The organism is Allotamlana fucoidanivorans (assembly GCF_045788535.1).
GTDB lineage: Bacteria > Bacteroidota > Bacteroidia > Flavobacteriales > Flavobacteriaceae > Allotamlana > Allotamlana fucoidanivorans.
Window position 1 is genome coordinate 3,379,360 of record NZ_CP074074.1, and the last position, 15,368, is coordinate 3,394,727.

A 15,368-nucleotide genomic window follows, 5' to 3' on the forward strand; every position below is an offset into this window, starting at 1 on the left:
AAATACTTTTGGATGAAGAACACCTTTTTATTCCTATTTATTCTAATAACAATAGGTTCATTCTCGCAACAAAATGATTGGGAAAACCCTCTTGTCAACTATATTAACAAATTACCTGCTCATGCTACATTTTATAATTTTGATAATGAAGTACAAGCGCTCTTAGGAGATAGAACAAAATCATCTTACTATAAATCATTAAATGGCAACTGGAAATTTAAGTGGGTAGCTACACCCAATGATGCTTCAAATAATTTTCAAAACTTAGATTTTAAAAGTAAAGACTGGGATACCATTGCAGTGCCCGGTAATTGGGAAATGAAAGGATATGGTATACCTATTTATACAAACTCAACTTACCCTTTTTTTAGTGACTTCCCCTATATCAATAAACATGATAATCCTGTAGGACACTACATAACAACGTTTTCAATTAATGAAAACTGGACTGATAAAGATGTTATTCTACACTTTGGTGGGGTCTCATCAGCTTTCTATGTATGGGTAAATGGGAAGTTTGTTGGATATAGTGAAGATACACGGTTACCCTCTGAATTTGACATCACAAAACATTTAAAGGAAGGAGAAAATAAGCTAGCAGTAAAAGTATATCGTTGGGCTGATGGTAGTTATTTAGAAGCGCAAGATCATTGGCGTATGAGTGGTATAGAACGGGAAGTTTATTTGCATGCCATGCCTAAAATAAGATTGGCTGATTTTACGATAAGAACAGATTTTGATGATACCTACCAGGATGCCCTTTTGCAAATACGCCCTAATTTTGTTTTGAATGTTAATGATAAATACATTGAAAAAGTGGGTCACTTTGGAGATGCACCATTACATACCATTGCTGATAACTGGTCTCTAACTACCAAATTATTTGACGCTCAAGGCAATATGGCAGCCGAATCAAATACAACTAAATTAAGCAAAATACTCGGAGAGTCTTATCCCCAAAGAGATAATGTTTACTTTGGGCTTATTGAAACAAAAGTAAAGACTCCGAAACAATGGTCTTCAGACTCACCTTATCTTTATACGCTTTTATTTGAAGTTAAGGACGAAACAGGAAACATAGTTCAAACCACGAGTACCAAGGTAGGTTTCAGAGAGCTCAAAATAGATGACCGTGGACGTTTTTTAGTGAATGGAAACTCGGTTAAAATGATTGGGGTTAATCGCCACGATCATGACCATATCCATGGTAAAACAGTAACAAGAGAAGATATAGAAACAGACGTTAAACTGTTAAAGAGGTTTAATTTTAATGCTGTTAGAACCTCGCACTACCCGAATGATCCTTATTTCTACGATTTATGTGACCAATATGGCATATACGTAATGGATGAAGCCAACTTGGAAACGCATGGAACAAGAGGTAAATTATCCAATGTTCCAGAATGGGGAAGTGCTTTTTTAGAGCGCGCCATAAGAATGGTTCAGCGTGACAAGAACCATCCAAGCATTGTAATATGGAGTTTAGGCAATGAATCTGGTACTGGCCCAAATCATGCTGCTATGGCAGGTTGGATTAAAGACTTTGATCCAACAAGATATATTCATTATGAAGGTGCCCAAGGTGACCCTACATCTTCAAATTACAAAAAAGCTTACTATAGCCATGGTAAAGGCAACCCTACAGACCCTAAATGGGTGGATATGCTAAGTAGAATGTATCCTCAGTCATGGGAATTACAAAGTCTTATCGATCATACAAATCCTATTGACAATCGCCCTGTAATCATGTGTGAGTATGCACATTCTATGGGAAACTCAACTGGAAACATGAAAGAGTATTGGGATGTTATTTATAAAAATGATAGAGCCATTGGTGGTTATATTTGGGATTGGATTGATCAAGGTATTTTGAAAAAAGATGAAAATGGAAATGAATTTTTGGCCTATGGTGGCGATTTTGGAGACAAACCTAACTCTGGAAGTTTTTGCTTAAATGGTATTATTGCTTCTGACAGAACCCCTAAACCAGCCACTTACGAGTGTAAAAAAGTTAATCAACCTGCACGAATAACTGCTATTGATGCAAAAAAAGGGTTATTTAAAATATTAAATCGTCATCATGCCATAGATTTGTCAACTTACAGCATAGAATGGGAAATAACCCAGAATGGTAATATTATTGATTTTGGTCAAATAAATGATTTAAAAACAAAACCCTACCAAACGGATGACCTAAATATAAACTTTAAATCACCCAAGTTGAAGTCGGGTTCAGAATACTTTATCAATATTTATGGTAAATTAAAATATGAAACCCAATGGGCGCAAAAAGGTTTTCTTGTTTTTAAAGAGCAGTTTAAACTAGATTATGAAATTGCAGACATTAAGTCTTTATCTGTTAAAGGTAGCCTAACAATTTCTGAAAATGACACAACATTTAACATTTTTGGAAAACAATCAACTGTGGTAATTAACAAGCAATTAGGGCTCATTTCCTCTTTTAAATATCTTGATGAAGATTATTTAAAATCACCTATAAAGCTTAATTTTTGGAGAGCACAAACAGAGAACGATGAAGCCTATAGAAAAGCAAAAAAACTAGACTCTGAGGTTGAATGGATGAATGCAGGAAGATCATTTAAGCCCTCAAAAATTAATGTTATTTCAAACAAAAATGGTAAGGCTGTAATAAGCGTTCAAGGTATAATCGAGCAACCAAAAACTAATGTAACTTTAACCTACACCATATTATATTCAGGCGAAATTCGAGTAGACTATACCATTCAAACGGATAAAAATGTTCCAAATATTCCTAGAATAGGTATGGCATTTGATATAAACAAGACCTATAACGATGTGACTTATTTTGGTAGAGGACCTCACCCTAACTATGCTGACCGTAACTATGCGTCTCATATCGGATTGTACAAATCTAAGGCATCAACTATGAATTACATGTATGCTTATCCAGAAGAATATGGAAACAGAACGGATATTAGATGGTTTAAGTTAGAAAACAATGGCAAAGGAGGTATTATGGTCAAAGGAAGCCAAGAGCTTAACTTTAGTATAATTCCTTATAGCCTTGAAAATCTTCAAAAGGCTAAACATACAAATGAATTAATAGAAAGAGACATTTATACCGTTAATATTGATTTAAGGCAACAAGGGGTTGGTGGTGATGATACTTGGTCAAAAAGAGCTCAAGCTCATGAAAACTATCTTATACCACCTGACAAGTATAATTACTCCTTCTATATTGTACCTTTCAAATCTAGAATTAAACCTGAATTTGTGAAATTCTAATAATTTCATTTCGCATATTTAAAATACTGCTATGATACATCCTATCCAAAGTTTTAAACTCAAGCTGCTAGCTACGTTAGTGACTTACTTCTGTTTAAATTTTGGCTTTTCTCAAAACAACGTACATTTTGAACATATAACAACTAATAACGGTCTGTCTCAAAGTGATGTTAATAGTATTTATCAAGATAATAAGGGATTTTTATGGTTTGGTACACATGAAGGTTTAAATAAATTTGATGGCTACAATTTCAAGGTGTACACACCAAACTCCCAAACTCATGATTATGAAGGTATAAGTAGCAGCTTAATATTTGCAATTACAGGAGATGATGATGATAATCTTTGGGTAGGTACTACTGGTGATGGACTAAATTACTTCGATACCTCTGTTGAACGTTTTAAGGTTTTCAAACATGAAGATAAAAATCCAAATAGTTTAATTAGTAATCATATTAGTTCCCTTTTCAGAGACTCCAGCAATAAGCTTTGGATTGGTACTTTTAATGGACTTGATATGATTGACCTAAATAAAGGATTAGACTCCATCCATTTCAATCATTTTAACTTTGATGGCGGTAATTTTGTATCCAACTTTGAAAATAAAACGATCTATTCAATCTTTGAAGATAAGCATGGACAAATTTGGGTGGGAGGAGCTAGAGGACTTTATAAATTGTCTCGGGACTCTAGCGGTGAACTCTATCTTAGATTTATCAATGAATTGATAAATCTCCCCTATACGTCGGTACGATGTATTGCAGAAGATCAGTTTGGGAGATTATTAATTGGTACTGTTGGTGGTTTATATGTATTAAAAAATGAAGGTGACTCTTATTGGGCAGATTGGATTCATAAAGGGTTCTATAATGATATACTCGTAGAAAAAAACAATATTTGGGCTGGAACAAACAGTGGCTTAATAAGTTTCAAATATAGCGGTAATACCGGAAAAATTATTGTTTTTAAGCAATATAGCTATGACCCAATGAGTCCCATGAGTTTAAGCAAAAATATTGTAAAATCTCTTTATAAAGACAAAACTGGTATTATTTGGATTGGAACAAATGGTGGTGGAGTTAATAAGTTTGATCCTTACAGAAAGGATTTCAAGCATATTAAAAAAACCTTAAATTCCACAAGTTTAAGTTATGACAAAATACGATCTCTTTTTGAAGACAGTAACGGTACGTTATGGATAGGAACAGAGGGAGGAGGTTTGAATATGCTCTTAAAAGCGAATGAGGATGAATTGTACACTAGCTTTCAACATTTGTCATCCCCTCGCAAACCTTTCACTATCTATGAAGTAAAACGTGGAGATCGCAAAATATTGTTGATTGGAACTGAAGGGGCTCCTAAATTACTAGAAATTGACATTACCAACCCTCGCCCCCTTTCAAATAAGGATGTTAAAAAATACGAAGACGTCTCTGGAAGCGTTTTTGCCTTATTAGAAGATAAACATAAAAATTTGTGGATTGGAACTTACAATGCAGGAATCAATAGGTGGTTATATGATTCAGAAACCAATAGTTTCAAAAAAGATATTCTCTTTGCCGATAAAAATGACCCGCATAGTTTATCAAGTAATATTATAAGAAACATCCTTGAAGATCATTCAGGAAACCTTTGGTTTGCAACTGGTAATGGTTTATGCAAACTAACTCCAAACGAAGCTCTTAAAGATAAACCAAAGTTTGAAGTTTTTCAAAATGATCCTAAAAATAATAGGTCCATAAGTCATAATTATATTTTAGAGTTATTTGAAAGTTCCAAGAATGAGCTTTGGATTGGAACATTTGGAGGTGGATTGAATAAGTTTATCCCATCTAAAAACAAATTAAAAGGAGAGTTCGTTTCTTATCTTATGAAAGATGGTTTACCTAACAATGTAATCAAAGGAATTCTAGAAGATGACCAAGGATTTTTGTGGCTCTCAACAAATAAAGGCCTATCAAAGTTTGACCCTAAAAAGGTATCTTTTAAGAATTATGACATGAATGATGGGTTGCAAAATAATGAGTTTCAAGAATTAGCCAGACTGAAAAGGAGAAATGGTGAGATGCTTTTTGGGGGTATAAACGGATTCAATGCTTTTTTTCCCGAAAACATAAAGGACAATCATGTTGAAGCTGAAACGGTTATTACCAAATTATCTGTTTCTAATCAGGTCGTAAATATTGGAGATCAAGTTAACGGAAGGGTTATCTTAGAACAAAGTATTAATCAGACAGACAAAATAACTTTGAAACATAATGAGAATAATCTTTCTTTTGAATTTGGTGCTCTTCATTATGCTTCTCCAGATAAGAATAAGTTTGCCTACATACTTGAGGGTTTTGATGAAGACTGGGTCTATACCACTTCAAGCAAACGCTTTGCAACGTATACTAATCTATCACCAGGCACCTATACCTTAAAGGTAAAAGCCTCCAATAACGATGGTATTTGGGATAAAACTCCTTCCGAAATAAAAATTGAGATTATACCTCCATTTTGGCGTACTACATGGGCCTATCTAATATATTATGTCCTAATAATTGGATTACTATTATTATTTAGACGGTATACGGTTATAAGTACAACTAAAAAACATCAACTTGAACTAGAACATTTTGAAAAAGAAAAAAGTGAAGAACTTCAAAAAATAAAGTTGGAATTCTTTACCAATATTTCTCATGAGTTAAGAACACCCCTTACTCTTATAAAGGGCCCCTTGAAATATCTCCAAAAAAATGGCGATCAACTTAATAGGAAAGTACTTCAAGAACAGTACACTTTGATGCAAAAAAACTGTGACTATCTATTACGTTTAGTAAATCAGTTACTTGACTTTAGAAAAATAAATCAAGGAAAAATGAGATTAGTTATGCGCAAAGGAAATATTGTTGAATTTATAAAAGAAGTATGTGAACCTTTTCAATTCTTATCGCTGAAAAATCATGTTAACTTCCAATTTAAAACCAGAAATCCAAAAATCATAGCGTGGTTTGATCATGACGTAATTGAGAAAATCCTAAATAACCTATTATCAAATGCATTTAACTATACTCCCGATAATGGAGAAATAAGGGTTGAAATTAATACCATTAAAGAAACCGTAAATTCTAATCTAGGGAAAAGAAATTTAAACTTTGTTGAAATACAAGTTATTGATTCTGGTTTAGGTATAGAAAGTAACCGCTTGGAAAACATATTTGAACGATTTTACACAGAAAATAACCAGGCTAGAAATCACAGTAAAGGTGTTGGTATTGGTCTTGCATTTGTCAAAGACATCGTAGAACTTCATCAAGGAAAAATACATGTAATAAGTGAAATAAACAAAGGTAGTACTTTTACTGTTCATTTGCCTATAGAAAAGGAAGCCTACGAAGGAATTCCAGAGATAATATGTAAAGATGTTTCTGATAGTGATTTTAAACTAAGAACTTCAGAAACAGACTCAATGGCAATTAGTATGAATGACGATATTGTTGATCAAGACATTGATAAGTCTAGAGCTCAAAAGCCTGTTTTGCTTGTTGTTGATGACAATGAAGATATTAGGTCTTTTCTAAAGCAAGCCTTGTATAATAAATATATTGTCTATGAAGCCGAAAATGGCAAAGTTGGTCTTGAGCTTGCTGGAAAAATTATACCAAATGTCATTTTAACAGATATTTTAATGCCTGAAATGGACGGAATTGAATTTTGTAAACATGTTAAAAACCACAAAGAAACGAGTCATATCCCAGTAATAATACTTACCGCAAAACTCTCACAAGAAGATGAAATAGAGGGTCTAAAAACAGGGGCCGATGATTACATAAGAAAACCTTTTGATATTGAACTCTTAGAACTAAAGCTTAAAAACATTGTTAATCATAGAAATAAATTAAGAAACAAATTCAATTCAGAAATCACGTTCAAACCAAAAGATGTGACCGTAACTACCCAAGACGAACAGTTCTTACAACAAGCCATAGAAATTGTTGAAAAACATATGATGAACACCGATTTCAATGTTGAGATGCTTGTAAAAGAAATGGGATTGAGTAGAAGTAATCTCTATTTAAAGTTCAAAGAGATTACAGGGTTATCCTCTAGTGAGTTTATTAGAAATATAAGACTCAAAAGGGCTGTACAGCTTTTTCAAGCAAGTGATTATTCGGTAAAGGAAATTATGTATATGACAGGTTTTAATACAGCGTCTTATTTTGCGAAATGTTTTAAGAAACAGTTTGGAGTTATCCCAAGTGATTATGTAAGAAAAATAGCCAAAGAAAAAGCTTCTAACTCCTAAAACTACTCCCTATAAATAAACTTAAACTTGAGTGATTAACAAGAAAAAATAAAACAAACTGAAAGTATCTAACAGGTATTAGTATAAACATCAAACAGTAGAACTTTAAACACCTACTTAAAATTTAATCTTATTATGTAGTTTTAATCTTTATATATAAAGTACTTCATTTGATTGTAAGTATTTAGATTAAGTCAACTATACGCTTTAAATTTTATAATTTAATTAAGACGAGTAATAAGAAATAAAAGATTGACTTGTTACCGTAATTATTATTTTATAAATTACTATCCATTTAATACAACTGTCATATCATTTACATACTTAATTTCACTTACATCTTAAATGAGGTACTTTATCTATTGTCTTTTTATTGCATGTTTGCTTTTTGGTTGCAAAAAACAGAGTAATGAGGTTTATATTTTTAAAGTAAGTTTGTTAGTTAATGACAGTCATACAGATTATGCGGCTTTTGAGTATTTTAATACAATTTTAAAAGAACGATCAAATAACCGATTGGCGCTTGAAATATACCATTCGGAACAACTAGCCAAAGAAATTGAAGCCATAAGACTTATTCAAGCCGAAGTCATTGATATGACCATAACAGGTTCCTTACTTAATAATTGGTTTGAAACGGCAGCTTTTTGCGAGTTACCTTTTTTCTTCAAAGATACGGTTGAAGTGAAACAATTTATAAAAGGAGATATTGGCCAACTCGTTGAACAGGAAATGATTGAAAAAACTGCCTTAAGACCACTGTGTTATTTTCTTAGAGGCCCTAGACAATTAACCTCCAATAAACCCATAAAAGATCCTGATGATTTAAATGGTTTAATTGTTAGAGTACCTAATGTACCTTCCTTTGTAACCACTTGGGATGCGCTTGGCGCAAAATCAACCCCAATGGCTTTTTCTGAAGTATTTACATCCTTGCAATCAGGAACTGTTGACGCTCAGGAAAACTCACTTGCGTTAATTAAAAATGCAGGATTTTATGAAGTTCAGAAATATGTTAACATGACCAATCATGTATTGAGTTGGGGCTATCCTGTCATTGGTGAAAAGCAATTTCAAAAATTACCATCAGAATTGCAGTCCATTTTAATAGAAGCAGCTAAAGACATGCAAGTGTTTGAGCACCAGTTATTCTTAAACCATGAAAAAAACATTCGAAAAGAGTTAGAAAATAAAGGTATGCAGTTCATTAGTGTTAATCACGAAGCTTTCAGTAAAAAATGTGAACAGGCTATTTTTGAAAGCTTATCTTTTGAATTACAAAGCATATATAAAACCTTAAAATCTAAAAAACATCTTGAATAAAATCGTCGGTAAACTATTAAAAACAGGTACATTACTTGCTATTACATTGTTAATAGCAACTGTTCTTTTACAAATTTTTGCCCGCTTTTTTTTATCGAGCGCACCACCCTGGACCGAAGAAGTTTCTAGATTATTTTTTATTTATGCGGTGACTTTTGCTGCGGCTTTAGCGTTTAAATCTAACTATTTCATTTATGTGGATATGCTCTATAATAAGGTTAATAATACAGTAAAACGTATTCTTAATCTTATCGTGTATTTGGTTACATTGTTGCTATTTATGGTTTTAAGTGTTACAGCTATAGGGTTTGTAAAAATGGGAATTGCAGAACAATCACCCAGCCTAGGCGTAAACATGGGTATTGCTTTTTCAAGCATTTTTCTATTAGCTGTTTTTATGTGCTACTATTTAGTACAAAAACTAATGAAATTTAAATAGAGTATTTATGATTTTATTACTATTTGGTGTTTTTCTTATTTGCTTAATCCTGAGGTTTCCAATTGCTTTTTCTATAGGCTTATCGTGCTTAGTGTATTTAGTTTTTAATGGTACACCACTTATTGTTATTCCAATGAAACTTTACTCTGGTATAGATGTTTTTGTACTACTGAGTGTTCCTGGTTTTATAATAGCGGGCAACCTGATGAATCACGGTGGCCTTACCGATAAAATTATTACGTTTTGCAACCATCTTTTAGGACATATTACGGGAGGGTTATCATTGGTAAATATTGGAGCTTCTATGCTTTTTGCTGGGATTTCTGGCACTGCAATATCAGATACTGCAAGTATGGGATCTGTTATGATACCTGCCATGAAAAAAGAAGGTTATGACACAGGATTTGCTTGTGCCGTCACAGCTTCCTCTTCAACTATGGGGCCCATTATACCTCCTAGCATCCCTATGATTATTGCAGCAACATTAAGCGGACTTTCAGTAGGTAGATTATTTTTAGCGGGTGCTATACCTGGGTTTTTACTAGGGCTTGGAATTATGATTGTGGCTTATATTATCTCGAAGAAAAGAAATTATCCTAAACACCCTAAAAGTAGTCTACAAATGATTTGGTTAAGTTTTAAAAATACGTTTTGGTCACTTTTAATGACCTTTATCATCATTTTTGGAATTGTGGGCGGTGTTTTTACGCCTACCGAAGCGTCTATTGTAGCTGTGGTTTATGCTTTAATCATTGGCATTTTTATTTACAAAAAACTGAATCTAAAGAAAATTCAAGTGATTTTTATAGATTCAATGAAAACCTCGGCTTCATTGATGGTTTTAATTGGGTTTGCTAACTTATTTGGTTGGATTTTAATCACTGAGCATGTTCCGCAGTTAATTTCTTCTGAAATTTTGGGTATTTCTACCAATAAGTATTTTGTTTTATTGATGGTTAATATCCTTCTCATATTTGTAGGCACTTTTATGGAGACGATTGCTGCCTTACTTATCTTATTCCCTATTTTACTAAAACTCGCTATTTCTGTTGATATTGATCCTATTCATTTTTCTGTTATCGCTGTTCTTAATTTAATTATAGGTTTAACCACACCTCCTTTAGGCATTTGCTTATTTGTAGCTTCTAGCATTGGTAAAATTTCTATTGGAAAAGTAAGCAAAGCAGGCCTACCCTTTTTATTAGTAAGCCTGTTAGTATTAACGTTGGTTACGCTGTTTCCAAGTCTTTCGTTAGAACTTCCTAAACTATTAATGGACTAGAATTTAAAACCATTCGCTGAGTATAAAGCTATTTAACCACACTGCTTTTCCGTCTTCACTTTTAAATACAATTTGTATAGGGTTTACACCATCTGATTCTATATAAATATCTGTATTACCAAACGGTTTTGTCTGCATATCCTTACCATCTGTTACTACTATTTTAGAAATAACCTCAGCTCCCTTTGCGTCATGTATTTCTGCTGAAATATGTTTTGCGGCTGGGATTTGGTAAATTTTATAAGTTGCCATTTTTTCTTGATTAGGATCCATACTGTCAGTATTCGTTCTTGGCGCATGATGAAAAGTGGTTAACTTATAGCGCCCCTTTTTTAAACCTTTAAACTCAAGATTTAATCCATTTTTTGATGTGCCTAAAATGCCTTCACCATGAGCAAACCCATATTTACCAATAACATTTATTTCTCCTAACCACCTTGTGTTCTCTGGACTGTCAACACTTTCAATACGTGAAGTAAAACCTCCTAATTGCGTAAAAGATTTTTCTGCATTTTTCATGTCTTCACTACTCCAAGGTATCCAATCAAATTGTACTAACTGTTCAGTTTCTCCTAGATCGACTTTTACACTTTCAAAATCATGAATTGGTTCTATCTGAGAACAATCAAAATGAGCCGCTTCTGAATTTATAATAGCACTACCCGATTTTAGTCCTTTTGCTTTAGCCGTAACCGTAATTTTACTTGGCCTAGTACCTGATTGGATTAATGCAGGCGCCACCCCGTAAGTAGTACCAAATGGGTTTGCCCCAATGGCTTTATCTTCTCCAACAATATGGGCATCCCCAGATACCGAAAAGGTAATAGCTCTATCATCTTGAATTATGGTTCCATTTTTATCAACTACCTTGGCATAAGCCACTACAATATCAGAACCATCTGCGACAAAGCTTCTTCCTTCTGTATCTAACTCTAAAACAATTTTATAAGCGTCTTCTGGAGTTTTTACTACATCTTTAGACACCACTTTGCCCTCTACCAAACCATGGGCAACAAGTTCTCCTTCATTATAATTCTGGATCTTAAAGATAAACGGTGCATGTTTTAAATATTTATAATCATCCTGCTTAGACGGATGCTGCACCCCCAAGGATGATCCATTTAAAAATAATTCTACTTTGGATGCATTACTATACACAACAACATCTTCAACGTCTGCTTTCCACTCCGTTTCTATATGTGTATAAGGTACTTGAGTAAGTTCTGCTTTATACCACATAAGCCCAGGTCTAGGATATCTAAATACGGTCATAAGTCCACTTCTACTTCTATCTTTAGGATTATCACTAGGATGAAAGGTATAATACGCATGTGCGGTCCATGATATAAGTCCCAACTTCATAGGGTCATCTAAATAATGATTCACCGCAGCTGGACCTCTCCCCCCTTCCATGGCTAACATAGGTTCATCTTGACTCCAGTAATAAGGACCATAAACCATTTGTCCGTAAATATCTGTTAACCCAGACGTTTGCCAACCCGTCCATCTACTACTTTGTGATGCCGTAAAACGCACAGGATCTTCTTGTTTTATCACATTATGCGCTCTAGGCACATATCCTCTATGATTAATACCCGCACCCCAAATAATTACGGAAGGATGATTTCTATGGTTTCTAACCATAGTCCTTGCTGCTTTTTCATAATTTTCAAACCAAGCCTCATTTCCAATAGACATCCAAGTTGGAGCTTCTTCATATACTAAAATACCAAGTTCATCACACGCCTCTATCACCGCATTATCATGCGGATAATGCGCAGTTCTTAAGACATTCATACCCAATTTTTTTATTTGCAACACATCTTTATAATGTAATGTATTAGGCATAGCATCACCAATAAATCCATAATGCTGATGTCTGTTTGTCCCAATAAGTTTTACAGGCTTTCCGTTTAATAATAAACCTTCAGAATGGGTAATTTCAATCTTTCTGAATCCCATTTTACATTCAATCTCATCTACTTTTTCTTGCAATTCATAAACGGTTGTATTCACACGATATAAATTCGGGGTATCAATAGACCACAGTTTTAAGTTATCTTCTATACTTCCTATTTGATTAAATACTTGTTTGCTATTGGCGTCTATAGATTTAGTTTGCGATAGTTTTAAAACTACGATATTCTTATCATCCACTAATCTATTAATAACAGTTACCGTCTTTGCTTCATCGGTTTCATTTTTAACTTCTGTTTTTATATTTACGGTGCCATTCATATTAACAGGATCAACCGTTGGTGTGGTAATATACTGTCCTGAAGTTTCTGACTCCCAATTAAAAGAAATATAAGTAGCATTCGTTTCAACCAAATACACATCTCGGTATAAGCCCCCAAACTTAATATAATCCATGGGACCTGGATCTGGCGGAACATCTTCACGTCTTCTATTATCTGCTAAAACAGTAACCAAATTCTTCTCACCATAGCTTACAAAAGATGAAATATCAAAATGAAAAGGTGTATAACCGCCAACAGCATGTTGCCCCACATGTTTGCCATTTACCCAAACATCGGTTACTTGATGTACGCCTTCAAACTCTAAAAACACTTTCTTTGTTTTATCCTTTGTTACTTCAATATCTCTTCTATACCACCCCACATTACGCATAAACGTTTTTTGATATTTGTCATCAGTATAACCATTAAGATCCATAGAGGTTAACTCAAGAGAATGTGGTACGTGAACGACCTCCCATTTAGAATCATCATAATCTGTATTATAAAATTGTGCATTAGGGTCTCCAAGATGAAATCGCCATCCTTGATTGATGTTGGTTTTTTGTCTGACACTTTCATTTGAATTCTGTGCCAATACAAACGTTGAAAAACACAGTACGCTTAGAATGAGTTTTAATTTAATCTTCATTAAGTTTTAGTTTAAAAATATGCCTATTAGTTTGTTTTAAAATTAAGCTTCTTGATTGGTTAAGAACATGACGTTTGTTTTATACTATATAACATATGTTCATTTAAAAAAAGGGCTGCTACTTAACTTTCCGTTAAATACGTTTCGAAAAATTTTGATTACCTTTAATTAATATAACTTTGGGTGTCTACATAAACAAATTTAAAAGGTTTATCAATGTGGCATTGTATGTATTTTTAAAAGACTTTTTATATAAAAAAATGATAACAACTAACAGATAAATCTCACAAAATTAGTTTTGTATATCCTTTAAATTTATCTTTGTTTTACACTCAAACCATTTTCGCTATTCAGAATTAAATTTATAAACATACTTATATAAAAACTTACAAAAACATGACTAAAACATTACCTGTATTTTCAATGCAATTAAACACAATAAAAGTTGCTTTATTCAGCCTTATTATTTCACTATCAAGTTGTTCAGGGCTCAAAGTTTTAAACACTTATACGGCAGATCATGTGGCAACCATAAAAGACCAAAAAGTTTTAGTTATTGCAAGAATGAAAAAGCAAAATGTTAGAGAATCTGTTGAACGTGAAATGACCAAACAATTACTTTCTAGTCATTTAAAAGCTTCTGAAAGTTATAAAGTGTTTCCTAAGCTAAAAACGAACGAAACCTTATCAAAAGAAGATCTTGAAAAATTCAAATTACAGCTTAAAGAACAGGGATTTGATGCTGTATGTATTAGCTCTGTAATTGGTGTTGAACGCTTGTCTAAAACTAATGTTTCGGGCGGGTATGAAGCTGGTGCTGATTTAGGGTCTTACTACGGAATGAACACAATTGGTTTTTTTGGATATTACACAAGCCCGGTACCGACTCCTACTTTTAAAGGTGTATATGAACCTGTAGAATTAATGACTGAAACAGCTCAAATTTATGTTCTAGAAACGGCTGTTTATAATCTTGATTTACCTGAAAACAAACAAATGATAGCTTCAGTAACATCAAAAATTGAAAATGTAGAAACTGCTGGAAACATTGCGAAAAAATATGCTAAAGCGGTAGTTAAAAGTTTAAAAAAATAACTAAAATTCTTTTCGCCATGCCTAACAAATGCATTCTAACTACAATAGCCCTAACGTTGACCCTCAGTCTGTTTTCTCAAGAAAATACAGACGTTAAAAAATATAAAAATGAAATTGGTATTGTATTTACTGATCTGGCGAACGGTACAGGATTATTGAGGTACGAACGCCTTTTAAACAACCATTTCTCTGTGGCTTTAAGTGCTGGTTATAAAACGGAAAATGGTTTAATAAGCTTTAGAGGTATTGACGCTAATAGTATTAAAACGAATGATTTTAATTATTTTGGATACAAACTTATACCTGAAGTAAGGTATTATTTTAAAAATACTATGATTGGCAGTATGGATGGTTTTTACGTAGGTGCTTATGTTAAATATTCTGATTTTAAGTCTGATTTAAATGGTACGTATGTTAGTGAAGATAACACAAATTATGATGTAGAATATGATGCCGATTTTAAGGTTACATCTATTGGGCTAATGGCTGGTTATAAACTTCGACTATCTAAACGGTTTTTTATAGACTTTTTAATTGCTGGCCCTGGCGGCGGACATTACAATTTTAAATTAGTACAAAAAAAATCACTACCAACTGAGTTTTATGAAAAGCTTAATAATGCCTTAAGTGAATATGGTATTTTTGATTTTATTAACTCCGATTTTGAATTTAAGGACGTTGATTTAAGATCAAAATTTAGCACTATATCATTTAGATATGGTATAACTGTTGGCTACTCTTTTTAATTTTAAACTCGCACTATATTGAGCTGTGAGCTAATTTTA

8 protein-coding genes are annotated in these 15,368 nt (G+C 33.2%); 7 read left to right on the forward strand and 1 reads right to left on the reverse strand.

From position 1 onward, the window contains the following. Positions 1-12: 12 nt before the first annotated feature. The 5 genes from KFZ70_RS14330 (at position 13) to KFZ70_RS14350 (ending at position 10,599) form a co-directional block, all read left to right on the forward strand. Positions 13-3,267 carry a glycoside hydrolase family 2 TIM barrel-domain containing protein gene (locus KFZ70_RS14330; RefSeq protein ID WP_139694961.1) on the forward strand — a complete coding sequence of 1,085 codons (3,255 nt, stop codon included), beginning with the start codon at positions 13-15 and terminating at the stop codon, positions 3,265-3,267. Positions 3,268-3,298: 31 nt separating this feature from the next. Further along, entirely contained in the window at positions 3,299-7,555 is a 4,257-nt protein-coding gene (locus KFZ70_RS14335) for a hybrid sensor histidine kinase/response regulator transcription factor (RefSeq protein ID WP_139694962.1), read from the forward strand. 345 nt (positions 7,556-7,900) lie between these two features. Further along, a complete protein-coding gene (locus KFZ70_RS14340; RefSeq protein WP_139694963.1) occupies positions 7,901-8,878 on the forward strand; it encodes a TRAP transporter substrate-binding protein in 978 nt (325 codons plus the stop codon). After that, positions 8,871-9,317, forward strand: coding sequence for a TRAP transporter small permease (locus KFZ70_RS14345; RefSeq protein WP_158293165.1), 447 nt, complete (start codon positions 8,871-8,873; stop codon positions 9,315-9,317). Before KFZ70_RS14340 ends, KFZ70_RS14345 begins: the two co-directional genes overlap by 8 nt. Positions 9,318-9,324: 7 nt before the next feature. After that, on the forward strand, positions 9,325-10,599 hold the full coding sequence (locus KFZ70_RS14350; protein ID WP_139694965.1) for a TRAP transporter large permease: 1,275 nt from the start codon (positions 9,325-9,327) through the stop codon (positions 10,597-10,599). Between the two features lie 3 nt (positions 10,600-10,602). Here KFZ70_RS14350 and KFZ70_RS14355 read toward each other — a convergent pair whose 3' ends face one another. Continuing rightward, positions 10,603-13,488, reverse strand: a complete 2,886-nt coding sequence (locus KFZ70_RS14355; protein WP_139694966.1) for a glycoside hydrolase family 2 TIM barrel-domain containing protein — start codon at positions 13,486-13,488, stop codon at positions 10,603-10,605. 396 nt (positions 13,489-13,884) lie between these two features. Here KFZ70_RS14355 and KFZ70_RS14360 point away from each other — a divergent pair, with 396 nt between their 5' ends. Further along, positions 13,885-14,583, forward strand: a complete 699-nt coding sequence (locus KFZ70_RS14360; RefSeq protein ID WP_139694967.1) for a hypothetical protein — start codon at positions 13,885-13,887, stop codon at positions 14,581-14,583. A gap of 17 nt (positions 14,584-14,600) precedes the next feature. Then, complete coding sequence (locus KFZ70_RS14365) at positions 14,601-15,329, forward strand: DUF3575 domain-containing protein (protein WP_139694968.1); 729 nt, start codon at positions 14,601-14,603, stop codon at positions 15,327-15,329. Positions 15,330-15,368 lie beyond the last annotated feature (39 nt).